The organism is Mycobacterium sp. 2YAF39, assembly GCF_052114565.1.
In the GTDB taxonomy this organism is placed as follows: Bacteria; Actinomycetota; Actinomycetes; order Mycobacteriales; family Mycobacteriaceae; genus Mycobacterium.
On sequence record NZ_JBFREZ010000003.1, the window covers coordinates 53,540 to 77,409 of the forward strand.

The 23,870-nt window shown below is 66.1% G+C and carries 24 protein-coding genes; 11 read left to right on the forward strand and 13 right to left on the reverse strand.

The genetic code is table 11. The annotated features are described in order from the left end of the window. Positions 1 to 139 precede the first annotated feature (139 nt). Entirely contained in the window at positions 140 to 1,096 is a 957-nt protein-coding gene (locus AB4Z42_RS09635) for an esterase family protein (protein WP_442008948.1), read from the forward strand. A 15-nt stretch (positions 1,097 to 1,111) separates the two neighbouring features. Here AB4Z42_RS09635 and AB4Z42_RS09640 read toward each other — a convergent pair whose 3' ends face one another. Genes AB4Z42_RS09640 through AB4Z42_RS09650 form a run of 3 tightly spaced genes read right to left on the reverse strand, consistent with a single transcriptional unit; the run spans position 1,112 to position 4,637 of the window. Next, positions 1,112 to 1,951: a transglutaminase family protein gene (locus AB4Z42_RS09640; RefSeq protein WP_442008949.1), complete on the reverse strand. Its 840-nt coding sequence runs from the start codon at positions 1,949 to 1,951 to the stop codon at positions 1,112 to 1,114. Next, on the reverse strand, positions 1,951 to 2,925 hold the full coding sequence (locus tag AB4Z42_RS09645) for an alpha-E domain-containing protein (RefSeq protein ID WP_442008950.1): 975 nt from the start codon (positions 2,923 to 2,925) through the stop codon (positions 1,951 to 1,953). Before AB4Z42_RS09645 ends, AB4Z42_RS09640 begins: the two co-directional genes overlap by 1 nt. Beyond that, on the reverse strand, positions 2,925 to 4,637 hold the full coding sequence (locus AB4Z42_RS09650) for a circularly permuted type 2 ATP-grasp protein (protein ID WP_442009545.1): 1,713 nt from the start codon (positions 4,635 to 4,637) through the stop codon (positions 2,925 to 2,927). The genes AB4Z42_RS09645 and AB4Z42_RS09650 overlap by 1 nt, the downstream gene beginning before the upstream one ends. A gap of 168 nt (positions 4,638 to 4,805) precedes the next feature. Between AB4Z42_RS09650 and rpsT the strand changes: the two genes are divergently transcribed. Next, positions 4,806 to 5,066: a 30S ribosomal protein S20 gene (gene rpsT, locus AB4Z42_RS09655; RefSeq protein ID WP_442008951.1), complete on the forward strand. Its 261-nt coding sequence runs from the start codon at positions 4,806 to 4,808 to the stop codon at positions 5,064 to 5,066. A gap of 14 nt (positions 5,067 to 5,080) precedes the next feature. Here rpsT and holA read toward each other — a convergent pair whose 3' ends face one another. The 3 genes from holA to AB4Z42_RS09670 are packed head-to-tail and all read right to left on the reverse strand — an operon-like array spanning position 5,081 to position 8,402. Beyond that, a complete protein-coding gene (gene holA / locus AB4Z42_RS09660) occupies positions 5,081 to 6,043 on the reverse strand; it encodes a DNA polymerase III subunit delta (RefSeq protein ID WP_442008952.1) in 963 nt (320 codons plus the stop codon). Continuing rightward, on the reverse strand, positions 6,040 to 7,581 hold the full coding sequence (locus tag AB4Z42_RS09665) for a ComEC/Rec2 family competence protein (protein WP_442008953.1): 1,542 nt from the start codon (positions 7,579 to 7,581) through the stop codon (positions 6,040 to 6,042). Before AB4Z42_RS09665 ends, holA begins: the two co-directional genes overlap by 4 nt. A gap of 5 nt (positions 7,582 to 7,586) precedes the next feature. Further along, positions 7,587 to 8,402 carry a ComEA family DNA-binding protein gene (locus tag AB4Z42_RS09670; RefSeq protein WP_442008954.1) on the reverse strand — a complete coding sequence of 272 codons (816 nt, stop codon included), beginning with the start codon at positions 8,400 to 8,402 and terminating at the stop codon, positions 7,587 to 7,589. A 152-nt stretch (positions 8,403 to 8,554) separates the two neighbouring features. On the opposite strand from AB4Z42_RS09670, the gene AB4Z42_RS09675 reads away from it, so the two are divergent. Continuing rightward, a complete protein-coding gene (locus AB4Z42_RS09675) occupies positions 8,555 to 9,289 on the forward strand; it encodes a hypothetical protein (protein WP_442008955.1) in 735 nt (244 codons plus the stop codon). Here the strand turns inward: AB4Z42_RS09675 and AB4Z42_RS09680 are convergent. Then, the gene (locus AB4Z42_RS09680) at positions 9,286 to 9,681 is read right to left on the reverse strand and encodes a DUF6841 family protein (RefSeq protein WP_442008956.1); all 396 of its coding nucleotides are present in this window, start codon (positions 9,679 to 9,681) and stop codon (positions 9,286 to 9,288) included. The genes AB4Z42_RS09675 and AB4Z42_RS09680 overlap by 4 nt on opposite strands. A 3-nt stretch (positions 9,682 to 9,684) precedes the next feature. After that, on the reverse strand, positions 9,685 to 10,107 hold the full coding sequence (locus AB4Z42_RS09685) for a RidA family protein (protein WP_442008957.1): 423 nt from the start codon (positions 10,105 to 10,107) through the stop codon (positions 9,685 to 9,687). An 87-nt stretch (positions 10,108 to 10,194) separates the two neighbouring features. Between AB4Z42_RS09685 and AB4Z42_RS09690 the strand changes: the two genes are divergently transcribed. After that, entirely contained in the window at positions 10,195 to 11,052 is an 858-nt protein-coding gene (locus tag AB4Z42_RS09690; RefSeq protein WP_442009546.1) for an alpha/beta fold hydrolase, read from the forward strand. A gap of 4 nt (positions 11,053 to 11,056) precedes the next feature. Here the strand turns inward: AB4Z42_RS09690 and AB4Z42_RS09695 are convergent, their stop codons facing one another. The 3 genes from AB4Z42_RS09695 to AB4Z42_RS09705 are packed head-to-tail and all read right to left on the reverse strand — an operon-like array spanning position 11,057 to position 14,297. After that, a complete protein-coding gene (locus AB4Z42_RS09695; RefSeq protein WP_442008958.1) occupies positions 11,057 to 11,890 on the reverse strand; it encodes a mycofactocin-coupled SDR family oxidoreductase in 834 nt (277 codons plus the stop codon). Beyond that, positions 11,887 to 12,690: a mycofactocin-coupled SDR family oxidoreductase gene (locus AB4Z42_RS09700; RefSeq protein WP_442008959.1), complete on the reverse strand. Its 804-nt coding sequence runs from the start codon at positions 12,688 to 12,690 to the stop codon at positions 11,887 to 11,889. Before AB4Z42_RS09700 ends, AB4Z42_RS09695 begins: the two co-directional genes overlap by 4 nt. Further along, positions 12,690 to 14,297: a flavin-containing monooxygenase gene (locus AB4Z42_RS09705; protein ID WP_442008960.1), complete on the reverse strand. Its 1,608-nt coding sequence runs from the start codon at positions 14,295 to 14,297 to the stop codon at positions 12,690 to 12,692. Before AB4Z42_RS09705 ends, AB4Z42_RS09700 begins: the two co-directional genes overlap by 1 nt. 253 nt (positions 14,298 to 14,550) lie before the next feature. On the opposite strand from AB4Z42_RS09705, the gene AB4Z42_RS09710 reads away from it, so the two are divergent. The 7 genes from AB4Z42_RS09710 (at position 14,551) to AB4Z42_RS09740 (ending at position 20,997) form a co-directional block, all read left to right on the forward strand. Further along, complete coding sequence (locus tag AB4Z42_RS09710; RefSeq protein WP_442008961.1) at positions 14,551 to 15,729, forward strand: acyl-CoA dehydrogenase family protein; 1,179 nt, start codon at positions 14,551 to 14,553, stop codon at positions 15,727 to 15,729. Positions 15,730 to 15,732: 3 nt separating this feature from the next. Further along, positions 15,733 to 16,641, forward strand: coding sequence for a biphenyl-2,3-diol 1,2-dioxygenase (bphC, locus tag AB4Z42_RS09715; protein ID WP_442008962.1), 909 nt, complete (start codon positions 15,733 to 15,735; stop codon positions 16,639 to 16,641). Positions 16,642 to 16,644: 3 nt separating this feature from the next. Then, positions 16,645 to 18,108 (forward strand): FAD-dependent oxidoreductase, encoded by a 1,464-nt coding sequence (locus AB4Z42_RS09720; RefSeq protein WP_442008963.1) that lies wholly within the window; start codon positions 16,645 to 16,647, stop codon positions 18,106 to 18,108. 179 nt (positions 18,109 to 18,287) lie between these two features. After that, positions 18,288 to 19,106: an IclR family transcriptional regulator gene (locus AB4Z42_RS09725; protein WP_442008964.1), complete on the forward strand. Its 819-nt coding sequence runs from the start codon at positions 18,288 to 18,290 to the stop codon at positions 19,104 to 19,106. Next, entirely contained in the window at positions 19,103 to 20,038 is a 936-nt protein-coding gene (locus AB4Z42_RS09730) for an alpha/beta hydrolase (protein WP_442008965.1), read from the forward strand. The genes AB4Z42_RS09725 and AB4Z42_RS09730 overlap by 4 nt, the downstream gene beginning before the upstream one ends. Then, positions 20,031 to 20,372 carry a hypothetical protein gene (locus AB4Z42_RS09735; RefSeq protein WP_442008966.1) on the forward strand — a complete coding sequence of 114 codons (342 nt, stop codon included), beginning with the start codon at positions 20,031 to 20,033 and terminating at the stop codon, positions 20,370 to 20,372. Before AB4Z42_RS09730 ends, AB4Z42_RS09735 begins: the two co-directional genes overlap by 8 nt. Beyond that, the gene (locus AB4Z42_RS09740; protein WP_442008967.1) at positions 20,365 to 20,997 is read left to right on the forward strand and encodes a Dabb family protein; all 633 of its coding nucleotides are present in this window, start codon (positions 20,365 to 20,367) and stop codon (positions 20,995 to 20,997) included. Before AB4Z42_RS09735 ends, AB4Z42_RS09740 begins: the two co-directional genes overlap by 8 nt. On the opposite strand, the gene AB4Z42_RS09745 is transcribed toward AB4Z42_RS09740, so the two are convergent. Together AB4Z42_RS09745 and AB4Z42_RS09750 are read right to left on the reverse strand one after the other, a co-directional pair. Beyond that, positions 20,994 to 21,881: an SDR family NAD(P)-dependent oxidoreductase gene (locus AB4Z42_RS09745; protein ID WP_442008968.1), complete on the reverse strand. Its 888-nt coding sequence runs from the start codon at positions 21,879 to 21,881 to the stop codon at positions 20,994 to 20,996. The two genes, AB4Z42_RS09740 and AB4Z42_RS09745, sit on opposite strands and share 4 nt — an antisense overlap. Next, on the reverse strand, positions 21,878 to 23,863 hold the full coding sequence (locus tag AB4Z42_RS09750) for a flavin-containing monooxygenase (protein ID WP_442008969.1): 1,986 nt from the start codon (positions 23,861 to 23,863) through the stop codon (positions 21,878 to 21,880). The genes AB4Z42_RS09745 and AB4Z42_RS09750 overlap by 4 nt, the downstream gene beginning before the upstream one ends. Positions 23,864 to 23,870 lie beyond the last annotated feature (7 nt).

Sequence of the window (23,870 nt, forward strand, 5' to 3'; positions counted from 1 at the left end):
CCGCGCAATGCGGCAATGCTCGCCACTCCGGCAGGTGTGAAGCAGCAGCACCTGTGCCGGCAGCGTCGGGAGCGCGGGTCCGTAGACCTGATCGAGGCCGCAGTTGATGCGGCCCGTAGTTGAAAGATGTGCAAAGCCAATGATATTAGTGAGCAAATTCGCGCGCAGACTCGTCGCCGGCGCCCTGACCGCCCTTGTGATTTCGGGCCTGATCGCTGTCGCGGGTGGTTCGGGGTCGGCCGCCGCATACTCCCGACCCGGTCTTCCCGTCGAGACGCTGATGGTGCCGTCGGCGGCGATGGGCCGCGACATCCCCGTGAGATTCCAGGGCGGCGGGTCGCATGCCGTCTACCTCCTCGACGGGCTTCGCGCGCGGGACGACAACAGTGGCTGGGACATCGAGACCGCAGCGTTCGAGAACTACTACCAGTCCGGCCTGTCCGTCGTCATGCCCGTCGGCGGGATGTCGAGCTTCTACACCAACTGGCAGGGCCCGGCTGTCGGCAACGGCACGACGTACAACTACCAGTGGGAGACGTTCCTGACCTCGGAACTGCCCGCGTATCTGGCGGCGAACAAGGGTATCTCGCAGAGCGGCAACGCGGTGGTGGGCCTCTCGATGTCAGGCAGCTCCGCGTTGATCCTGGCCGCCTACCATCCGGGCCAGTTCATCTATGCCGGATCGCTTTCGGGCTTCCTGAACCTGTCCGAGGGCATCTGGCCGACGTTGGTCGGCGTCTCCATGCGCGACGCGGGTGGATTCGACGCCACCGCGATGTGGGGACCCGGCGGCGGGCCTGCCTGGCAGCGCAACGACCCCACTGTGAACGTCGGCAAGCTGGTGAGCAACGGCACCCGCATCTGGGTGTACTGCGGCAACGGCCGCCCCGGCGAATTGGGTGACACCGGCCTGCCCGGCCAGGTCCTCGAGAGCATCACGCTGGACAGCAACAAGAACTTCCAGCGGCTGTACGTGGCCGACGGCGGCAATAACGGCACGTTCAACTTCCCGCCGAACGGTATTCACGACTGGGCGTACTGGGGTGCGCAGCTGAACGCCATGAGGGGCGACATCCAGCGCACACTCGGGGCGTAGGCCTGAAGCTGCGCGCTAGGCGAGCCGGGTGATCTCCACGACGACGTCGAGGTCGGTCGAGCCTTCCCCGGAGTAGATGCCCTTGAGCGGGCTGACATCCGAATAGTCTCGACCGACACCCACGCTGATGTACTGCTCGTTGATGTCGGCGTCGTTGGTGGGGTCGTAATTCCACCAGCCGCCCGTCCACGCCTGCACCCACGCATGACTCTGGCCGTCGATGGTGTCGTCGACTTTGGCCTTTTTGTTCGGATGCAGATATCCCGACACATAGCGACTCGGAATTCCCATGCTGCGCAACAGGATCAGTGTCAGGTGAGCGAAGTCCTGGCAGACGCCCTTACCCTCTCGGTGTGCGTCCAGCCCCGACGAGTGCACGCCGGTGGTCCCTGGAACGTACTCGAGTTCGCTGTGCACCCAGTTCGCGGCGGCGGTGACCGCCTCACGAGGATTGTGGTACTTGGCGATGCGTTGTCCCACCCGCGCGATCCGCTTGCTGTCCGGCGTGTACTTCGTCGCAGCGAGCACCTCGTCGAACCGGTCGATCACCCCCGCTGAGCGGAGGTCCTCCCAGCTGACATCGTCCTCGGGCATATCGCCGCGGTCGGTCTCCACGACCGACGACGACGTGACCTCCAACTCGGTGTGCGGGGCGTGCAGGTCGAACGCCGTCACCGCGGTGCCCCAGTAGTCCACGTAGCGGTACGACCTTGTCGCGGGGACGGTTTCGACGCGGTTGAGAATGACGTTCTGCCGGGAGTCCGAACGTGGCGTCAGCCTGGCCTCGTTGAAGGATGCCGTCACCGGCGACTTGTACGCATAGCCGGTGGAATGCACCACCCTGAGCCGCCACATCAGATTTCGCCTTCCTCGATGACCAGGGCGGCGTGGCCCGCATCCGTCCATGCGACCCACGGCGCGGAGTGAAAGTACTCCAGCGCCAATGCTTCTCCAACGTCAGCGCAGGTCGCCTGCAGACCGGCGAGGCGTTCCTCGAGCGATTCGAGCAGCACACCTGGGCGCACGAACTCCAGCTCGCTGCGCGCACGTCCCAACAGTCGCTGTGTCTCTGCGGTCGCGCCGACACGATTGAGTGCCCGGCGCCGCAGTTCGTCGAGGCTGTGCTCGGCGAGTCGCAGCGAGTACATGACAGACCGCGGGAAAAGCCGGTCCAGCAACATGAATTCGACCACCCGGGCCGCATCGAGCACACCCCGGTAGGTACGTAGATAGGTGTCGTGCGCACCCGCCGAACGCAACACCGTCACCCAGGCAGGCGACGAGGCGCTGTCGCCGACGCGGGCCAGAAGCAGCCGCACTGTCATGTCGACCCGTTCGATCGCGCGGCCCAGCACCATGAACCGGTAGCCGTCGTCACGGCTCAGCGTCGAGTCCGCCAGGCCGGCGAACATCGCCGCGCGGCCCTCGACGAACGACAGAAACTCGTGCGGCCCAAGACGTTTGGCTGCACGCTCACGTTCGGCGAGGGCGTTGTAGGTGGTATTGAGGCACTCCCAGATCTCGGTCGAGGTGACTTCTCGGGCACCGCGGGCATTCTCACGAGCTGCCGAGATGGCCTCGACGATCGAACACGCCCCCTGGGTGTCCCGACTGAAGGCGACGATGTCGGTCAGCGACCACACATCCAACGACTTATCGGGTGGTTCGATGCCGAGCACGCGCAGCAGGGTCCGCGAGGTCTGGTCGGGGTCGACGCTGGAATCCTCCAGCAGCTGGTGGACTGTCACGTCGAGGATGCGGGCGGTATCGTCGGCGCGCTCCACATAGCGGCCGATCCAGTACAGCGATTCTGCGTTGCGGGCCAACATTATTGGCTCCTGTCCAGCGCCTGCTGCTGCTGTTGCTGCTGTTGTTGTGGCCCGTTCGACGCGCTGGGCGCCTGCGACTGTTGCTGTTGCTGCTGCTGTGAGCTTTCGGATCCGTCGCCGTTCTTCGCAGCCTTGGGCGCCTTGGGCAGTGACCGCACCACTTCGGCAGCGGCGAGTTCGCGGTCGGCCCCCGACGTGCGCGAGGCCAGCACCCAGGTGTCCTTGGATCCGCCGCCCTGGCTGGAGTTGACCACCAGCGACCCTTCCGGCAGCGCTACTCGGGTGAGGCCGCCCGGCAGCACCCAGACGTCGTCGCCGTCGTTGACGGCGAACGGGCGCAGGTCGACATGGCGGGGCGCGAGATTGTCGTCGATCTGCGTGGGGACGGTCGACAGCTGCACCACCGGCTGAGCGATCCAGCCGCGCGGATCACTGCGGACCTTCTTGCTGATCGCAGCGAGTTCCTTCTCCGAGGCGTCGGGGCCGAACACGATGCCGTAGCCGCCGGAGCCTTCCACCGGTTTGATGACGAGTTCGTCCACCCGATCGAGGACTTCCTCGCGTTCCTCGTCGAGCCAGCACCGGTAGGTGTCGACGTTGGCCAGCAGCGGCTTCTCACCCAGGTAGTACTCGATGATCGTCGGCACGTATGTGTAGACCAGCTTGTCGTCGCCGACACCGTTGCCGACGGCACTGGAGATCACGACGTTGCCCGCCCGTGCGGCGTTGAGCAGGCCGGCGACACCCAGCACCGAGTTGGGATTGAACTGCATCGGGTCGAGGAAGTCGTCATCGATGCGCCGGTAGATGACATCGACCTGGCGCTCGCCTTCGGTCGTGCGCATGTACACGGTGTTGTCGCGGCAGAACAGGTCGCGACCCTCGACGAGTTCGACACCCATCTGACGGGCGAGCAACGAATGTTCGAAGTAAGCCGAGTTGTAGACACCGGGCGTCAGCACGACGACGGTCGGGTCGGCCTCGTTGGAGGCGGCGGCGTTGCGCAGCGCCCGCAGGAGATGCGACGAGTAGTCGCCGACTGCCCGCACCCGGTGGGTTGCGAACAGATTGGGGAAGACCCGCGCCATCGTGCGCCGGTTCTCCATCACGTACGAGACACCCGACGGGGACCGCAGGTTGTCCTCCAGCACGCGGAAGGATCCCTGCGCGTCACGGACCAGATCGATGCCCGCGACGTGAATGCGTACACCGTTGGGCGGGGATATGCCCACCGCCTCGCGGTGGAAGTGCTCACACGAGGTGACCAGCCGACGCGGGATGACCCCGTCGCGCAGGATCTCCTGTTCGCCGTAGATGTCGTCGAGGTAGGCCTCCAGCGCCTTGACTCGCTGCGTGATCCCCTTCTCGAGCCTGGTCCACTCCGCTGCGGAGATCACCCGCGGGACGAGATCGAGCGGGAACGGCCGTTCCTGGCCGGACAGGGAGAAGGTGATGCCCTGGTCGATGAACGCGCGCCCCAGCGCCTCGGCCCGGGCCGCCAACTCGGACGCGTCCGACGGTGACAGCTCGGCGAATATGCCTTTGTACGGACCGCGGACGTTGCCCTGCGCGTCGAACATCTCGTCGAAGGCTTTCGAATAGCTGCCCAGGCTGTTGTAGCCACCGAAAACCCCGTCATGGTGTGCGGACTTCGGGGAGCGGGCGCGCGACGACCGAGTGTTGTCAGCGGGAAGGGTTCGAAGGCTCACCATGGACATGGTGCACCAATTGCTCCGTTTCGGCAGGCCAGCACGGTCACTTTGGGCAATTACCCATTGCGCTGGTAATCTGAACCCTCGCTGCCCGCAGGGTCAGGGGGCGCATGAAGTCCCAAAAAACTTTGCAACCAAGCCAACCTGGATTTACGAAGGAAAACACGCGTGGCCAACATCAAGTCGCAGGAAAAGCGCATCAAGACCAACGAGCGCCGCAGACTGCGCAACAAGTCGGTGAAGTCGTCGCTTCACACGGCGGTCCGCGGATTCCGGGCGGCCGTTGAGTCCGGCGACAAGGACAGGGCCGGCGCGTTGCTGCAGACGACCAGCCGTCAGCTCGACAAGGCCGCCAGCAAAGGCGTGATCCACAAGAACCAGGCCGCCAACCGCAAGTCGGCGCTGTCCCGGGCTTTCAACAAGATCTGATCGGTCAGTCCGCTTCAGTCAGCCGCCAGTTCGGCGACCTTCCGCACCGCTGACTCCAACGCATAGTCGGCGTCCGCTGCGGCTCCCTTGACGTCCGCGTTCAGCGCCGCGACCAATCGCATCGCCTCCGCAACCGACGCGCGCGACCATCGTCTGGCCTGCTTCTGCGCCTTCTGCACCCGCCACGGCGGCATCCCCAGCTCCGACGCAAGCCGGTAGGGATCCCCGGATAGCGGCGCCACCCGGGCGATCGTGTGCACCGCCTCGGCCAGTGCGTCGGCCAACACGACCTGAGGCTCACCACTCAACATCGCCCAGCGCAGCGCCTCGGCGGCGCCCGCGACATCGCCGACGACCGCCTTATCGGCGATGTCGAACCCCTTCACCTCGGCCTTGCCGGAGTGGTAGCGACGCACGGCTGCGGCGTCGACGTCGCCGTCGGTGTCGGCCACCAACTGCGAGCACACCGAGGCCAGATCGCGGATGTCGGAGCCGACGGCGTCGAGAAGCGCAGTCACCGTGTCGTCGCTGACCTTGACCTTCAGCGCGCGAAACTCGCGTCGCACGAAATCGGCGCGGTCGGCGAACTTCGTGATCTTGGCGCATGGGTGTACCTGTGCACCAAGGTTTTTCAGCTTGTCGGCCAGCGCTTTGGCGCGACCACCTCCTGAATGCACGACGATCAGCGTGGTGCCCTGCGGCAGATCGGCGGCCACATCGGAGATGAGCGCGACCGCGTCCTTGCCCGCCTCGGCGGCGGACTCCAGCACGACCACACGTTCGTCGGCGAACAGCGACGGGCTGAGCAGTTCGGCGAGCTCGCTGGTGCTGACCTCGCCGGCACGCAGCCTGTCCACTGGGACGTCATCGGTCCCCGCCTGTTTCCGGACGCCTCGGAGCACGTCCGACACCGCCCGCTCGACCAGCAGTTCCTCGTCGCCGAGCGCCAGGTGCAGGCGTGACGCGTCCTCACTCACCCCACGATCGTGTCATGGCCACCCGACAGACCCGACACCGTCCACGCCAGCGCGACCACGATCGCCACGCATACGCCGATCCGTGTCCACCGCCATCGCCACGCCACGACCGCGGCGACTCCCACTGTCGCGACCGTGACCACGCCAAGCAGTCCGGATGGCACGGAAACCGACGCGCCAGGGACGTTCGCCGCCCAGTGCGCAACGTTCGACAACCACCACAATTCGGGGCCGGTGAACCGGATGAGCAGATCCGCACCGGCGGGCCAGAACGGGCTCAGCGCCGCGGCGCCGGTCCCGACCACAGTGATCGGCGGTATAACCGCGGCCACCGCGAGGTTGGCGGCGACCGACACGACGCTGAATGTGCCCGACACCCCGGCGATCAACGGAGCGGTGACCAGTTGCGCGGCCACGGCGATGCACACTCCGTCGGCGAGCGGTTTGGGCCAGCCGCGGCCGACCAGCCGCCGCGACCACACGGGCGCGATCACCACCAACGCCGCAGTCGCCGACACCGACAGCGCGAAACCCACGTCGACGGCCAGTTCCGGTGACGCGATCATCAACACCAGTACCGTCGCCGACAGCGCCGGGATCGCCTGGCGGCGGCGGTGAGACAGCACCGCCAACAAGGTGATTGAGCCCATGACCGCGGCGCGGAGCACACTCGCCGACGGCTGGACGACGATCACGAACACAAGCAGCGCGAATCCTGCGAGCACCACCGATACCCGCGGACCGACCAGGCCTGCGCTCAAGAGCACTGCGCCGCAGACGATCGTCACGTTGGCGCCGGACACCGCGGTCAGGTGAGTCAGCCCCGACGCGCGAAACTCCGCAGTCATCTCCTGCGACAGCGCCGATGTGTCACCGAGCACCAGCGCCGGTAGCATCGCCGCCTGGTCAGCCGGCAATGCACTACGCGCCGCATCGGCGAATCCTGCCCGGATGTCGTGCGCGGTCCGGTAGACCGTGGCCGCTTCACCCATCGAGGGCGCACCTGTCGCCGACAGCACCGCAACCGTGAGATCCTGCCGCATCGGCCGGCCGATTCGGGCACGAAAGCCGACGGGACGGCCTGCAGACAGCTCGGAAAACGCGGTGGCCGAGGCGAAAACGACGACCCTTGCGTTCGTCTCGTATCCGTCGAGAACCGTCAGCGATGCGCGGAACATCATCCGGTCACCACCCAGCCTGCGTGGGCTTTCCACCGGTGTGACGACGACGGCGGCGATCGCGCCGAAGCGCTGGCCGATCGGATGCTGTCGCACCGCGTCGACACGCAGACCCACCGAGATCGCGAACGCCAGGCCGACCACCGCGACCGCGAGCACGCCCGCGCCGATGGCACGACCATCCACCCCCTCATCACGGCGTCGGGACCACCATCCCGCCGCAGCCGTGAGCACGATGGAGACGACGAGTGCGGCGACCAAACCCGTTACCTGCCAGAGGATTCCGGCTGCGGTAACGATCCATCCCGTAGCCGCCGCCGGCACCAGACGCAGGTCGAGTCGAGCGGTCCCGGTGTCCACCGACGTCACACATGGACGCGGTCGCGAAGCTTCTCCAGCCGCGCCGGCCCGATGCCGTCGACGTCACCGAGTTGCTCTACGCTGCTGAATCGCCCGTTGGCGTCACGCCACGCAACGATCGCGGCCGCGGTCACCGGACCGATTCCAGGCAGGGTGTCCAGCTGTTCAACGGTTGCGCTGTTCAGGTCGACCGATTCGCCCGACGCTGAGGCGTCGCCGGGAATCACCGGCGTCTCCGAAGATGCGGCCGGGGCCGGGCCGGGGCTGACCGAACTGCCCATCACCGGCGGCTCACCCGGTGCAGGCGCGATACCCACCACAATCTGTTCACCATCGGCGAGGCGTCTGGCCATATTCAGCTCCAGCAGATCTGCGCCGCCGAGCGGGCCGCCCGCGGCGGTGAGAGCATCGGCGATCCGAGCACCCGGATCCAGCGTCACCAGACCCGGCTTGCCGACGAGGCCGACCACGCTGACCACGACGGGTTCATCAGGTGACGGCGAGGGTGCCGGACTCGCCGACGAAACCATCTGAACCGGTGGCAATTTGGCCGAGGCCACCGGCGGGGAGTCGTCACGCGCCAGCGTGAACAGCGTGACAAGCACCGCGACCGCTCCCACGGCACCGAGCGCGATCACCCCTGCACGCCCGGGATCGGCTCGCACGGCCGCGATCCAGCTCGATGCGCCGCCCGACTTGGCGTCGGGCAACCACCGGGACAACGACGTGTCGGATTCGGGGTCACCTTCGGTGTCCGTATCGGGTTCGGCCTCTGCGCCGAGACGGCGGTGGAGACGCTCGGCGGGCAATTCCGTTCGCATGAGGCGAAGGTAGGCCGGGATTCCGACCGCGCCCGCCGAGGCCGGGGACACGCAGGGCGCGCTGGGGATCAAATGTCGGTTGTGGATAACCACGTTGTCTACGATGGAATTCCGGCGTGCGCGTCTAATTGTCGGCACACAGGGGGTGCATCATGGAGCGTCGTACCCCGATGATGGCCGGGGTCGCGTTCGCAGTGATGTACGCCGTTGCCCTGCTGATGATTCCGAAACTGCCGGGTATCGACAGGCCGGGAGCCGACATCGTCGCATACGTCAACGAGCACGCCGGCGCGATACGCGCGCAGGCGCTGCTCCTGGCCTTCGGATCCCTCGCGCTGGTGGTGCTTCTCGGCTGCGCCCGGGAACGGTTGACAGGGCCCGCCAGTTACGTGTTCACCATCGGTGCCGCGGCGCTGCTGGTGCAGGTGTTCATCGCGATATGGATCACCGCCGGCTTGGCGCTGCACCCCGACCAACTCGGCTCGGCGACCGCGCGGACGATCGCCGATGTCGTGACCATGTGGGGACCGATACGGACAATCGCCAACATCATGGTCGCCGTGCCGATTCTGATGGCGGCCAACGCCGGCCGGTTCCCCCGATGGCTCGGAATCACCGCTGCGGTCTTCACCGTCGAGCAACTGATCGAGACGATCACGATCATCGGCCCCCCAGGAAGCTTCATCTCACCGGGCGGTCCGATGAACTTCTATCTGGGCGGACCGTTGTTCATCCTGTTCTTCCTGGCGCTCGGCGTCGCGTTGTCGTCGGTGCAACAACCCGCGCAACCGCCCGCCACCTTCGATATCGACGAGCCGGACCCGGTGGACGAGCCCGACGCGGTCGACGAGCCGGACCTGGTCGACGAATCCGGCGCCACGCGCTAACCGCCGTGGGCCGCCAGCATCGTGATCCGCGGCCCGTCGTCTCCGTCGGTCACGACGTACGTGATTGTCGGACAGTCGATTTCGTCGCCCTTGTCGTCATAGCGGGCCAGGCTTGCGCGATACAGAGCTGAAACCGCATTGAGGTCGACGACTTCGGACTGAAGGACCTGGGTGCGGCGATACCGAAGTGCGCGCAGCCCGTCGACCTGACCCTGTATGACGGCTGCCACATCGCTCTCGGCCGTGAGCGCGATGACGCCGTCGTCGCTGGTGATGATCAGCGGCACCCCGTAGAAGGTCAGCAGCGCCGCGATCTCCCGTTCGCCGCGCACGCACGCCGCGAAGCCGTCCAGGTACTCGTCGACAAAGCGGCTGACCGCTTTCGCGTCCATCGATCATCCATCCTCTCGGGACCAGCCGGCGCTGCGCCAGCACACCCAATCGATCTCGACGCGGGCGCCGACTGCCAGGCCGGTCACGCCGACGCAGGTGCGCGACGGCAGTCGATCCGGGAACCAGGGGGCGTATGCCGCATTGAAGGCGTCGTAGTCGTTCCAGTCGATGAGGTAGGCGCGCACCGCCACCACGTCGCTCAAGGTGCCACCGCAGAGCTCGGTGACGCGGATCAGATTGCGAAGCACCTGATCGGTCTGCGTGGCGACGTCCTGCCCCACCAGTGATCCAGTGCGGTCGGTGGGCATCTGGCCCGTCACGTACAACGTCGGCCCGGCCGCGGTGGCATGGGCGAACGGCGCCACGGCAGGCGGCACGCCGTCGTCGCGGCTGAACGTGAACGAGTGAATCCCGTTGTCGCTCATGGCCCGCTCATCGGGAGCGTGGCCACCCCGCCGTATGTCACGATGCCAGTATGGGATATGGCCCATTTGTCGGCGACGGGATCGGTGATGACAGCAGAGTTGACCTACGACGGCACGCTTCGCGAGATACCTACTGAGGCGGGCGTTCTTCGCTATCACGAAGCGGGTGCGGGCACTCCCCTGCTGCTCCTGCACGGCTCCGGTCCGGGTGTGACAGGCTGGCGAAACTTCCGCGGCATTCTCGGCACCTTCGCCGAGCACTTCCGTTGCCTGGTCCTCGAGTTTCCCGGCTTCGGGGTGAGCGACGACTTCGGTGGCCACCCGATGATCACCGCATTCGGCGCCGTTGGGACCTTCGTCGACGCGCTGGGCCTGGACTCCGTTGACATCATCGGCAATTCGATGGGTGGCGCTGTCGGCATCAACTACGCGATCCATCGGCCGGCCAAGGTGCGGCGTCTTGTCACGATCGGCGGGATCGGCACGAACATCTTCTCGCCGGGGCCGAGTGAAGGCATCAGGCTCTTGCAGGAGTTCACCGAGGACCCGACTCGGCAGCGACTGGTCGACTGGCTGAACTCGATGGTGTACGACCCCGCGTTGGTGACCGAGGAGCTGATCGAGGAGCGGTGGGCACTGGCGACTGATCCACCGACGCTGGAGAGCGCCCGTCGCATGTACGGGAAGGCGGCGTTCGCGCAGATGATGGCGGGGATGCGGGCGAGCGATGCCCCCATGCCGTGGGCGACGATGCACAAGCTCAAGGCACCTGCCCTGTTGACGTGGGGCCGCGACGACCGGGTGAGCCCGTTGGACATGGCACTCATCCCGATGCGCACCATTCCCAACGCCGAACTGCACGTGTTCCCGAACTGCGGACATTGGGCGATGATCGAGGCGAAGGCTGCGTTCGAGAGCACGGTGCTCGGGTTCTTGACCCGCTGAGCGTTCAGCGCTGCGTGCTCCCGGCGTCGACAGGCAGTGTGACCGCCGTGATGTAGCGGGCCTCATCGGAGGCGAGGAAGAGACACGCGTTGGCGACGTCGACGGGTTCGATCCAGGGAATGTCGAGCATGTTCATGCTCTTTGCGGCTTCGGCGAACTCGTCGCGGTTGGGTGGCCGGTCCAGGTCCGGCCGAAAGGCGGATGCGACCGCAGCATTCTGGATCATGGGCGTGTCGACGTTGGTGGGATGAACGGAGTTGACCCGGACACCGTGCGGGGCCAGCTCATTGGCGAGGCTGCGCATCAACCCGACGACGCCGTGTTTGGCCGCGGTGTAGTGCGCCACGCCGAGTAGACCACGCAGGCCGGCGATCGAGCTCACCAGGATCACGGACCCCGATCCACGCGCAATGAGGTGCGGCGCGCCGACCTTGCAGGTGTGCCAGACACCGGTCAGGTTGATGTCGAGCATCGTCTGCCATGTCGGCTCGGGCATATCTGTTGCGAACCCACGCGATGTGATACCCGCTGTGGCACAGACGATGTCGAGCCCACCGAACTCGGCGACACCCCGTTCTGTGGCCTCGGCTAGCGCTTCTATTTCACGAACGTCACCGACGCCGGTGACGATCCGTCCGCCCGCGTCACGAACAAGCCTCGCGGTCTCGTTCAGATCTTCCTCAGTCGCAGGCGGAATCACGACGGTGTCCACCGGCCCGCAGATATCCACCGCGATGATGTCGGCGCCCTCTTCTGCGAAGCGCACCGCCTGCGCCCGGCCGATTCCGCGCGCTGCGCCGGTGATGAGAGCGACCTTGCCGCCAAGCCGTCCGGTCATGTCGTCTTCTGCGTCAGGCCGGCATCGACGACGAGCTGGGTGCCGGTGATGTAGCGGGCCTCGTCGGAGGCGAGGAAGACCACCGCGTTGGCGATGTCGACTGGTTCCACCCAGCCGATCGGTAACAGGTTGCGCGCCTTGAGCACTTCTGCGGCGTCGGCCGCCGTCGGGCTCGGAAGGTCAGGACAAAGACGCCGAAATGTCGCCTCGTTGAGCACCATCGCGGTGCCGACCGCCCCCGGATGAACGGTGTTGACCCGAATTCGCTGCGGGCCCAGTTCGTTGGCCAGTGTGCGGGCAAGGCCGACCAGCGCATGCTTGCTCGCGGTGTAGTGCGCGGTGTTGGCGGTACCGCGTAGCCCGTTCGTCGAGCTGATGATCGCCACCGATCCCCCGGCCGCACCGATATGCGGTACCGCCGCCTTCACCGTGTGCCATACCCCTGTCAGATTTATGTCGAGCGTGTTCTGCCAGGTTTCCTCGCTGAGCTCCCATGCCGGCGCCCCTGCGGTGTGCACGCCCGCATTCGCGATGACGACATCGAGCCGGCCCAGTTCGCCGACCGCGGCGTCGATCGCGGCGGACATTGCCTCGGCGTCGCGCACATCGGCGGTCGCCGCCACGCATCGCCGGCCGCGATCACGTACCTGCCCTGCGGTGCCCTCGAGTTCCTCGCCGAAATCGGCCGCGTCGAGTGCAATCACATCCGCACCTTCGTCGGCGAATCGTTGACAATGGACGCGCCCGGTCCCCTTGGCGGCGCCGGTCACGACGACCACCTTGTCGTCAAGTCCCGACATCACGGCGCTTTCAGAAGGGTGAACCCCTTGTAGCCCGCGTTGGCGACCTCGTTACAGATGTCGAGGTAGACAGCGAACCCACCGATGAAGAGCATGAAAACCCGTGGCTTACCAGGCACATTCGCCCCCAGATACCAGGAGTTAGCCCTTGTGAACAGGGACGCGTCCGCGCGACGGTTCAATTCAGCGTTCCAGTCCTCGACGGCGTCGGAGGACGCCTCGATGGCGGTGTGACCGTGGTCGTCGAGATAGGTGATGACATCGGCAATCCAGTTCACATGGGCTTCTGCGTGCAGCACCATGTTGGCCAGCACCGCGGGGGCACCGGGCCCCGAAACGAGGAAGAGGTTCGGGAAACCGTCGACACACAACCCGAGATAGGTGCGCGGGCCGCCGGCCCAGTCGTCGCGCAACGTGTGCCCTTCCCGCCCGACGATGTCGATCTTGGCCAAGGCGCCCGTCATCGCGTCGAAACCGGTGGCAAGCACAATCGCATCGAGGTCGTAGTGCGCGTCGGTTGTGCTGATTCCACTGGCGTCGATGGACTCGATGGGCGTCCTGCGCACGCTCACGAGTTCCACGTTCGGCTGGTTGAAGGTCTGAAAGTAGTTGGTGTCGGTGCAGATTCGTTTCGTCCCGATCGGATGGTCGTTCGGGATCAGCAGATCCGCGACGGCGGGATCGTCGATGACGGCGCGGACCTTCTCTTCGTAGAACCAACGGGCCTGATCGTTGGCGTCGATGTCGGTCATCTGGTCGCTGAAGGTCTTGGAGAACAGCACGCCGCCGAGTTCCCAGCGCTCTTCGAAAGCGGCCCTGCGCTCCTGCGCGGTGGCCTCCATGGTCAGCTTGGGATGTGCGATGTGCGGTGAGCCGCCGCCGCTGCGCCACGACAATCGCCTGCGCTCGTCATACCCAGCCTTGTAGTCGGCGACGTCCTCGTCGGTGAGCGGGCGATTACCTGCAGGCACACTGTAATTAGGGGTGCGCTGGAACACGACGAGAGAGTCGGCCGCCTCGGCGATCAGTGGTATCGACTGGATACCCGACGATCCGGTGCCGATCACCGCGACGCGCTTGCCGGTGAAGTCGACGGGCTCTATCGGCCAGTGCGCGGTGTGGTACACCTCGCCTGCGAACGTGGACAGACCCGGGAAGTCCGGCGTCAACGCCGCCGACAACGGTCCCGTCGCCATCACGCAGAACCGCGCGCTGACCGACTCGCCGGTGTCGGTGCTGACCGTCCAGCGCATAGCGGTGTCGTCGAACACCGCCGACGCGACGCGGGTGTTGAATGTGATTCCGTCGCGCAGGTCGAGTGTGTCGACGACCCAGTTCAGGTACCGCAGGATCTCGGCCTGTGTCGCGTACTTCTCACTCCACGACCACTGCTGTTGCAGCTCGTCGGAGAACGAATAGCAATAGTCGACGCTCTCGACATCGCAGCGCGCTCCGGGATACCGGTTGAAGTACCAGGTGCCGCCGACCTCCGGCGCAGCCTCGAATACCCGCGTTGTCAATCCCAGAGACCGGAATTTGTGCAAGGCATAGATTCCGGCGAACCCTGCGCCCACGACGACGACGTCTACGTCTGCCTGGTTGCTCACGACCACACGGTAGGTCGTCGCGCGCGTCGACCCGGGTCGTTTCCCGGTGACCGGACGCTCGACGTCGCCTTTCACGGATGCCGGGCCAGGCGTGACTGATCCTGGCGTGTCAGTCACGACCAGCGTCCGACACGGTGTGCATTGAGTTCTGAGAGTTTCTGAAACCGACATATTCCGCTGATCGGGATTGGCTGCGCAGCCATGTCGAACTGAGGTAGACCATGAATCAAGCCCACATAGTAAGGACGACACCATGACCGAGCGGGTAATCGACCGAGTGATGGAGATGGCCGGCCAACTGCGCGAGCAGGGCGCCGAGGCCGAGAAGATCGGTCAGCTCACCGACCAGACGACCAAGTCCATGAAGGCGGCGGGCAACATCCGGCTGCTCCAGCCGGCCAAGTACAACGGCTACGAGGTCCACCCGCGCGAATTCGCCGAGACCGTGATGGCGACGGCGTCGCTGGATCCCGCCGCGGGGTGGGTCAACGGCGTCGTCGGCGTTCACCCCTACCAGTTGACCTACGCCGACCCCCGGGTCGCCGAGGAGATCTGGGGCTCCGACGTCGACACCTGGGTCGCGTCCCCCTACGCACCGCAGGGGGTGGCCAAGCCGGTCGACGGCGGCTACATCTTCAATGGGCGCTGGCAGTTCAGCTCCGGCACCGACCAGTGCGAGTGGATCATCCTCGGCGCGATGCTGGGCGACGCCGACGGAAAACCCCTGATGCCGCCGCAGATGCTGCACATGATCCTGCCCCGCAAGGACTACGAGATCGTCGAGGACTCGTGGAACGTGGTCGGTCTGCGCGGCACCGGGTCGAAGGACGTCATCGTCAAAGACGCGTTCATCCCCGACTACCGGACGATGGACGCCACCGAGGTGATGGACGGCACGGCCCAGCGCAAGGCGGGTATGACGTCGACGCTGTATCTGATGCCGTGGTCGACGATGTTCCCGCTGGGTATCACGTCCGCGGTGATCGGCATCGCCGAAGGTGCCCTCGCCGCCCACCTGGACTATCAGCGTGACCGAGTCGGCGCGTACGGCGCGGTCAAGGACGACCCGTACGTCATGTACGCGATCGGTGAGGCCGCCGCAGACATCAACGCCGCCCGGCAGGAACTGCTGGCCAATGCCGACCGCATCTACGACATCGTCGACTCCGGCAAGGAAGTGTCCTTCGAGGACCGCGCCGCGGGTCGCCGCACACAGGTGCGCGCGGCATGGCGCGCGGTCGCCGCGGTCGACCAGATCTTCGCCCGCTCGGGAGGTAATGCGTTGCGAATGGACAAACCGCTGCAACGCTTCTGGCGCGACGCGCACGCAGGCCTGGCCCACGCGATCCACATTCCCGGCACCCCCTATCACGCGTCCGCACTGAGCTCGTTCGGTGTCGACCCCCAGGGTCCGCTGCGGGCGCTGATCTGAGCGATGAGCATCCTCAAGAGCCTCGGCTACATCACCGTTGCGACCAGCGATATCGATCGGTGGCGCCAGTTCGCCTTCGGCGTACTGGGATTCGCCGAGGGTAAGGGTCCGGACCCCTCGGCGCTGTACCTGCGGATGGATGAACGCGCGGCGCGCATCATCGTCGTCCCTGGCGAGATCGACCAGGTGCTCACCGTCGGCTGGGAGGTGCGCGACCACGCCGCGCTGGTGGAGCTCAAAGCCACATTGGACGCCGCCGGTGTCGCGCTCAAGGAGCTGTCCTCCGCCGAGGCCGACGAGCGCCGGGTCGAGGAAGTCATCACGTTCGACGACCCGGCCGGCAGGACGATCGAGGTCTTCCACGGTGCGGTGCTCGACCACAGCCCGGTTGTCACGCCGTTCGGGGCCCGGTTCGTCACCGGTGCTCAGGGTCTCGGCCATGTGGTCATGCCTGCGCACGATGCGAGCGGGCTGTTCGACTTCTACACCGGCGTCCTGGGTTTCCGCTCGCGTGGCGCCTTCCGGGTGCCCGCCCCACCGGAGTTCGGCCCCATACGCGTGCGGTTCCTCGGCATCAACGAGCGGCATCACAGCCTCGCGATCTGCCCGGCGATGAATCAGGACAAGCCCGGCGTCGTCCACGTCATGGTCGAGGTCGACAGCCTCGACGCCGTCGGGCAGGCGCTCGACAGGGTCAACGCGGAAGGCTTCCAGGTGTCCTCGACGCTGGGCAGGCACACCAACGACAAGATGGTGTCGTTCTACGTTCGCGCACCCGGGGACTGGGACATCGAGTTCGGCACTGAGGGTATGCGCGTCGACGAAAGGTATTACACCGCAGAGGAAATCACCGCCGACAGCTACTGGGGCCACCAGTGGCTCGGCGAACCGCCCGCTGCGATGCGGATGTAGCCGATGGATACCGACGTCTACCCCAGGGCACTTGACCAGATCGAGAGTTGGGATTTCGAAGCCGATGTCGTGATCGCGGGCTACGGCATCGCCGGCGCGGCCGCGGCGGTCGAGGCCGCCTCGATGGGCGCCGACGTGCTCGTCCTCGAGCGCACCGGCGGGTGGGGCGGGGCGGCCGCCATGGCAGGCGGGTTCATCTACCTCGGCGGGGGCACTGCCCTGCAAAAAGCGTGCGGCTTCGACGATTCCGTCGACAACATGGCCGCATTCCTCAACGTGGCGATGGGTCCGGGCGCCGACGCGAACCGAGTGGGTGACTACTGTGCCGGGAGCGTCGACCACTTCGAATGGCTGGTGCGTTGCGGCGTGCCGTTCAAGCCGGTGTTCTGGGGCGAGCCCGGCTGGGAGCCACCCGGGGACGAAGGACTCATGTTCACCGGCGGCGAGAACGCCTATCCGTTCAACACGATCGCCAAACCCGCTCCCCGCGGCCATATTCCGCAGATGGCCAACAAGAAGGCCGGCGAGGCGAGTGCCGGCTACATGCTCATGAAGCCGCTCGTGGAAACTGCCGCCGCCACCGGCGTGCGCGCGGTGTACGACGTGCATGCATCGGCGTTGATCGTGGCGTCCGACGGTCGCGTCGCAGGGGTGGTCGCCCGCCAGTACGGAAAGTCCGTTGCGATCCGTGCGCGCCGAGGCGTTGTCCTGGCCGCGGGCAGCTTCGCCTACAACGACGCGATGCTCGCGCAGTACGCGCCACGGCTCGTCGGGCGTCCGGCCGCGTCCATCGAACAGCATGACGGGCAGGCGATCCGGATGGCCCAGGCGCTCGGCGCAGATCTGGCCCATATGGACGCCACCGAGGTGGCGTTCCTGGTCGACCCGCAGCAGACGGTTCGCGGCATCCTCGTCAACGGGCGCGGACAACGCTATGTGCCCGAGGACATGTACTCCGGACGAATAGGGCAGCTCACGCTGTACCACCAAGACGACACCGCCTACCTGATCATCGACGGTGACGCACAGGAGGACGCGATGGCCGCGACATCGCCGACGCCGTTCCTGAAACGTCCGGCGACATGGGTCTGCGAATCGGTCGCGGAACTCGAATCCGAGATCGGCCTCCCCACGGGGACATTGCAATCAACCGTCAGTGTTTACAACGACAACGCTGCGCGCGGCGAGGATCCGTTACTGCACAAGAAGCCTGAATGGCTCAAGCCCATCGGCACGCCCGTCGGCGCCGTCGACCTTCGGGCAAGTTGCGCAGGCTTCACGCTGGGCGGCCTGAAGACCACGCTGGACTCCGAGGTGCTGCACGTCAGCGGCGCGCCGATCCCCGGCCTGTACGCCGCGGGCCGCTGCACCGCGGGTGTCGCGGCGTGGGGCTATGCCAGCGGCATCTCGCTGGGCGACGGCAGCTTCTACGGCCGTCGCGCCGGGCGCGCCGCCGCCAAGGGCTGACACTCCTCTTCGTTCGCTTCGCCGATCCTGCACCAGGGCTGTCGCCCCGGCGATCTGGCGACCCTCACGCAGAAATCGCGACGCGTCGCGCACATATCGCGATACATAGTGACAGCCGCCACACCACTATGGTACAACTAGGCATATTCCTATTAGTCATATAGACGCAAGGAGGCGTTATGACCACCGCCGTTGAAACCCCGAGTGCCGTCATCGATCGGGTGTCGCTGGTGTTGGACGCTTTCGACGGGCCGGGACGCCTGAATCTGGCCCAGATCGTGAGGCGCACGGGCCTACCCCGGTCATCGGCGCACCGCATGCTCGAGCGGTTGGTTGCGCTGCGCTGGCTGCGGCGCAGCGGACGCGACTACGAGCTGGGGATGCGGCTCGTCGAACTCGGTTCGCTCGCCGTGCACCAGGACCGGCTGCACCGGGCGGCGATCCCCTTGCTCCACGATCTGCACCGCGCGACGGGGCTCGTGGTACACCTCGCAATCCTCGACGGCTCAGACGTGGTCTACCTGGAGAAGATCGGTGACCGAATGATGGCGGCGATACCCACCCGGGTGGGCGGTCGCCAGCCTGCGCACTGCGCAGCGGTGGGCAAGGCGATGCTCGCGTACAACAATGAGACCGACATCGTCGATCTGGGCACGCGCAAGACCAGATACTCGATCAGCACACCGGCGCAGATGCGCGCCGAACTGGACAGTGTCCGGGGCCGCGGCGTCGCGTTCGACCGCGAGGAGTCGGTGCCCGGATTCGGTTGTGTCGCAGCACCCATCGGCGCTCCGGGGGAAGCTGTCGCAGCGGTGTCGGTCTGTGGGCCCGTCGGCCGGATGATGTTCGACCAGCGTCTCGCCGCGCCTGTGCGCATGACCGCGATGGGCATCTGGCGCGACGTCGAGGACGGACCTCAGCGGGTGGCGCCGACCCTGCAGCACGCGCGACCCTTGCGGAGCGCGGTGCCGCCCGTCCGGGAGTTGCAGTACGCATGACGCTGGATCCGCAGATCGCCGAGATCATCGCGGCGCTCGACACCGGATTCCCACCCGTGCACAGCATGACCGGTGCGGAGGCGCGCGCGACGATCCGATCCCGCTTCGTCGCCGCGCCGGCACCCGAAGAAGTCGGCGAGGTCCGCGACGCGTCTGTGCGCGGGCCCGAGGGCGACATCGCGGTGCGCATCTATCGCCCCGCAACAGCATCAGGGCCGGTGCCCACCGTGGTCTACGCCCACGGCGGCGGGTTTGTGTTCTGTGATCTGGACAGCCACGACGGGCTGTGCCGCAGCTTGACGAATCTGATTCCCGCCGTGGTGGTTTCCGTTGCCTATCGGCTCGCACCTGAGCACCCGTGGCCGGCCGCGGCGGAAGACGTTTTCGCGGTTACGCATTGGGCGGCCCGCAACGCCGATGCGCTCGGCGGCGATCCCGGCAGCATCGTGGTCGGCGGCGACAGTGCGGGTGGCCACATCGCGGCGACGGTCGCACTGATGGCGCGCGATCGCGGAGCACCTGCGCTGGCGGCCCAGCTGCTGCTCTATCCGATGATCTCCCCCGCTTTCGACAACGAGTCGTACCGCTTGTTCGGCGAGGGCTTCTACAATCCCCGTAGTGCCTTGCAGTGGTACTGGGATCAGTACGTGCCCTCACCCGCCGACCGCGAACATCCTTACGCCGCACCGCTGAACGCGGACCTGCGGCGGCTTCCGCCGGCCGTCGTCGTCACCGCCGGCCACGATCCTTTGCGCGACGAGGGACGCGCTTACGGTGATGCGCTGGAGGATTCAGGTGTGGCGGTGACGCGTCTCAATTACCACGGCGGCATCCACGGGTTCATGACCATGCCGATGCTGGACCTGGCTCAGCAGGCGCGCAAGGAAGTGTGCGGACACGTGGCCTCGCTCTTCGTCGGCGCTCATGGCTGACGTTTACGTGGTCGACCAGGTCGTGACGCGACCGGGCTGCGCCAAGGACTTCATCGACTGCTACCTCGCCGAGTACGTCCCCGGCGCCCGCGAACGGGGAATGTCGTTGCGGAACATACTTGTCAGTCCCCCGATCTGGTTTGCCGACCAGAGCAACACCGTCACGATCACCTGGTCGCTTCCCGGCGCGAAGGCCTGGTGGGAGATGACGTGGAAGGGTCGCCCCGACGCCAGCGTCGGGCAATGGTGGGACGGCGTCGCCGCGCTCGTGTCCGAGCGTTCCCGCAGCGTCGCGGCAGCGCCGGACGATATCGACGGGCTCTGCGATGTTTAGCGTCACGCGGTTGATTCATCTGGCGCAGAACACCGATGCGGATGCTCTCGTGACGAAGCTGCGCACCACCGCTGATGCGTCCGGGGCCGAACGTGTTGTCATCGGAAAGACGCTGCCCGGCGTCCGCAACGGTGGCGACATCCTGATGAATGTGCGCTTCGGAAGTTCCGACCAGTGGGCGACGGTCGCTCCGCAATTCGCCTCGGCGCTCACGACCCGGGCGATCACCCGCGTCGACGGCGCCGAATATCGGGGCGTCACCCGCGAAACAGGTACAGGAAAGCGGGCCACCGTCTTTCGCTCGCTGCTCCTGAGGGTGGCCCCCGGTACGGATGACAACACGGTCGAGCGGTTCGAAGCCGACCTGCGCCTGCTGACACGCCACGTCCGCACCATCACCTCGTGGCAGCTCAGCCGTGTCGAGAGGGCGATCGGCGCATCACCGTGGACCCATGTCTTCGAACAGGAATTCACTGATGTCGACGGCCTCATGGGACCGTATCTGATGCACCCGATCCACTGGGCCTACGTCGATCGGTGGTTCGACCCAGAATGCCCGGAGGTCATCGTCCGCGATCGCGTCTGTCACAGCTTCTGCCATGTGGACGCGTCAGTGCCGGCCTAGATACCGGCGGGCTCGATATTCGGATTGGCCGTTGCCGGTGGTTCCAGCGGAGGCAGCACCGTGGCACCGTCGAGGCTGCGCACGGGTAGTTGCACGGTCCACGGGTAGTGCAGGCTGAACGCGACCAGTCCGGTGCGCTCGGCCGCGGGCCGGTGACACATCGCCAACACGGTCTCAGCGAGATATTCGACCGGTTCCGTCGGAAACGTGTCCGGGATCAGCTGTGCGGCACCGGGTGTGCGCACCGCAGTGGACGGACCCACGCAATTGACCGCGATGTTCGCGTCGAGCACCTCGGCGGCAACCCCTTGGGTGAACCGGTGCAGCGCGGCCTTCAGCGACGCATAGATCACGTCGCCCGACGTCTTGTTGTACTCGCGGTAGGGCCGGACCGGCGCGAGTCCGGTGACTGAACCGATGTTGACGATCCAGCCCGCGCCCTGTTTTCGCATATGCGGAATCGCAGCCTTGGCGAGGACGAACGGTGTGCGCAGATAGTGCTCCACCGTGCGGTCGAACGTGTCCAGGCACATGTCGTCGACCATTGCATAGTCGGCGAATCCCGCGTTGTTGACCAGGATGTCGATGCTGCCGGTGCGTTCGAGCACGTCGTCGACCAGGCGGTCGCGCTGCAGACCATCCTCAAGATCGGCGGCGAAACCGAGTGCGGTCCCGCCCGATCGTTCGATCAGCTCGATGGTCTCGCCGATCGTCCCCGGCAATGCCGATGCTTTGCCTGCCCGCACCGAAGGTGAGGGTTCGTATGATCGCGCCGTCACCGCGACGGTCGCTCCCTCGGCGGCCAGGCGCTGTGCGATCGCCCTTCCGATCCCCCGGCTGCTGCCGGTCACCAGCGCGGTTTTACCGCTGAGCAATTGAGTCATCGCAGTGCGAAATGCTCTTCGATCGGCGCCCGATGTTGCTGCCACAGATCGACCAAACGATACGGAGTGGCCACCACCACGCGGCCGGAGCCGGACCGGTAATAGGTGTGTGCGTTCGGCGTGTGGCACCACACGGTGCCCGCCATCGTCTCGTCGATCGCAGCGACGTAGTCGTCGTACGCCTGCCGCGTCACCTCCATCGTCTTCGCGTCACGCAGCGCCATGAGTTGCAGGCACTCGATGATGTAGTGCGCCATCACCTCCATCGAGAAGTTGGCGCCCGCGCCGTGGCCGGGGCTGTAGTTCGGCGCCGAGTTGATGAACAGGTTCGGGAAGCCGGGCACCGTGCCACCGCGGTACGCGCTTGGGCTGTCGCCCCATTCGTCGGCGAGCCTGCGCCCACCGCGACCAACGATGTTGATCGTGGACAGGAAGTCCAGGTGGTAGCCGGTGGCATAGACGATGACATCGAGCTCGATGTGGCGCCCGTCGGCCGTGAAGATCCCCGTCTGGTTGACCTCGGCCGGTTCGGCGGCCTCCACGTCAACGTGGCTGCGAGCCAGCGCCGCGTAGTACCCGCCGGGATCGCGAATGATGCGCTTGCCATACGGCGCGAAGTCAGGAGTCACCTTCTTCGCCAATTCGCTTTCGGCTCCGAACGTTCGGTCGATGTACTCCTGACACAGCCGCAGCAGTACGTCGTTGGCCTGCGAGATCGACAGGTGATCCTTGGCCCATTCCGGATCCCGCAGGATGACCGGATAGTTGTTGTCCGATGTGGCCCAGTACGACTTGAGCCGGTGCCAGTTCGCGAAGTACGGAACGTGGCGGCCGAGGTAACGGCGAAATTCGGGCACGTCGTCGGTGGGTCTCCTTCGAGGCGCGACCCAGTGCGGCTGGCGTTGGAAAACGGTCAGGTGCTCGACCTCGTCGACACAGGCGTCGACGATCTGCACCGCCGTACACCCGGCGCCGATGATCGCCACCCGTTTGCCGGTCAGGTCCAGCGATGTGTCCCATTGAGCTGAATGAATACTGGTGCCCGCGAACGTCTCCCGGCCGCTCACCTCCGGCCAGCGTGGGCGGTTGAGATAACCCGCCGCGGTGATCACGACGCGGGCATGGCTGACCACGTGATTGCCGTCGCGGTCCACGGCCTCGATCCGCCACTGCTTGCGCTCGTCGTCCCACGCCAACGCCTCGACCTCGGTCCCGAACCGGATGTGGTCGCGCAGCCCGTACTTGTCGGCCAACGCCACCAGGTAGGCCTGGTACTCCGCGCCCTGCGGGTAGTAACTCGTCCAGTCGGGATTCACCTCGCGTGACAGCGAGTAGTACGCAGACGGCGTATCAACGCCGATCCCCGGATAGGTCGTGGTCAGCCACGTACCGCCGACTTCGTCGTTGCGATCGAAGATCTCATAGGCGACCCCCGCATCCGCGGAAGCGAGCGCGGCGACGATGCCGGCCAGACCCGCACCGATGATCGCGACGGTCGTCGTCGCCGGAATCGGCACTGTGCGAGGCAATGTCGGTTGCGACAGCTGAAAGCCACCCTGTTCGAGCAACAGCGGAACGAACTCATCATCGACATCGGAACCTAGTGCCACCGGCAGCAACCGCACGAACAGGTCAGCATCATGGGCGACACCGGGTTCGAGGGCGGCCAGCGCATCGATGACGGCCGACACCAACGCCTCCGCAGTCTCAGGGTCGGTGACACCCGCGCGCTCCGGCGGGTCGGGCACGTATGAAATCGCCGGCCCGAACGTGTCGATCACCGACGCGTCACCGGTGAGTTGAGCAAGGACCGCGACCAACACACCGGGATCGGCCTGACGCAGGTTCGCACGCAGTTCGACGGGATCGATCCGCGCACCGGCGGTCGCAGGAGCGGCTTCGGCATCAGTGGTCACGACAACGGAGTATCGGCGTCCCGATGACCCAGAAGCGCGGTCATGTCTACTGAGCGGGACACTCATCCGATCC

Excerpts from the sequence above, each read along its gene's own strand:
- AB4Z42_RS09735 (WP_442008966.1), top strand. The coding sequence starts at position 20,031 with ATGGCTGACGTTTACGTGGTCGACCAGGTCGTGACGCGACCGGGCTGC.
- AB4Z42_RS09725 (WP_442008964.1), top strand. The coding sequence starts at position 18,288 with ATGACCACCGCCGTTGAAACCCCGAGTGCCGTCATCGATCGGGTGTCG.
- AB4Z42_RS09690 (WP_442009546.1), top strand. The coding sequence starts at position 10,195 with ATGACAGCAGAGTTGACCTACGACGGCACGCTTCGCGAGATACCTACT.
- AB4Z42_RS09710 (WP_442008961.1), top strand. The coding sequence starts at position 14,551 with ATGACCGAGCGGGTAATCGACCGAGTGATGGAGATGGCCGGCCAACTG.
- AB4Z42_RS09740 (WP_442008967.1), top strand. The coding sequence starts at position 20,365 with ATGTTTAGCGTCACGCGGTTGATTCATCTGGCGCAGAACACCGATGCG.
- AB4Z42_RS09730 (WP_442008965.1), top strand. The coding sequence starts at position 19,103 with ATGACGCTGGATCCGCAGATCGCCGAGATCATCGCGGCGCTCGACACC.
- AB4Z42_RS09695 (WP_442008958.1), bottom strand. The coding sequence starts at position 11,890 with ATGACCGGACGGCTTGGCGGCAAGGTCGCTCTCATCACCGGCGCAGCG.
- AB4Z42_RS09640 (WP_442008949.1), bottom strand. The coding sequence starts at position 1,951 with ATGTGGCGGCTCAGGGTGGTGCATTCCACCGGCTATGCGTACAAGTCG.
- bphC (WP_442008962.1), top strand. The coding sequence starts at position 15,733 with ATGAGCATCCTCAAGAGCCTCGGCTACATCACCGTTGCGACCAGCGAT.
- AB4Z42_RS09675 (WP_442008955.1), top strand. The coding sequence starts at position 8,555 with ATGGAGCGTCGTACCCCGATGATGGCCGGGGTCGCGTTCGCAGTGATG.
- AB4Z42_RS09745 (WP_442008968.1), bottom strand. The coding sequence starts at position 21,881 with ATGACTCAATTGCTCAGCGGTAAAACCGCGCTGGTGACCGGCAGCAGC.
- AB4Z42_RS09685 (WP_442008957.1), bottom strand. The coding sequence starts at position 10,107 with ATGAGCGACAACGGGATTCACTCGTTCACGTTCAGCCGCGACGACGGC.
- AB4Z42_RS09750 (WP_442008969.1), bottom strand. The coding sequence starts at position 23,863 with ATGAGTGTCCCGCTCAGTAGACATGACCGCGCTTCTGGGTCATCGGGA.
- AB4Z42_RS09650 (WP_442009545.1), bottom strand. The coding sequence starts at position 4,637 with ATGGTGAGCCTTCGAACCCTTCCCGCTGACAACACTCGGTCGTCGCGC.
- AB4Z42_RS09645 (WP_442008950.1), bottom strand. The coding sequence starts at position 2,925 with ATGTTGGCCCGCAACGCAGAATCGCTGTACTGGATCGGCCGCTATGTG.
- AB4Z42_RS09680 (WP_442008956.1), bottom strand. The coding sequence starts at position 9,681 with ATGGACGCGAAAGCGGTCAGCCGCTTTGTCGACGAGTACCTGGACGGC.
- AB4Z42_RS09670 (WP_442008954.1), bottom strand. The coding sequence starts at position 8,402 with ATGCGAACGGAATTGCCCGCCGAGCGTCTCCACCGCCGTCTCGGCGCA.
- AB4Z42_RS09635 (WP_442008948.1), top strand. The coding sequence starts at position 140 with ATGATATTAGTGAGCAAATTCGCGCGCAGACTCGTCGCCGGCGCCCTG.
- AB4Z42_RS09700 (WP_442008959.1), bottom strand. The coding sequence starts at position 12,690 with ATGTCGGGACTTGACGACAAGGTGGTCGTCGTGACCGGCGCCGCCAAG.
- AB4Z42_RS09720 (WP_442008963.1), top strand. The coding sequence starts at position 16,645 with ATGGATACCGACGTCTACCCCAGGGCACTTGACCAGATCGAGAGTTGG.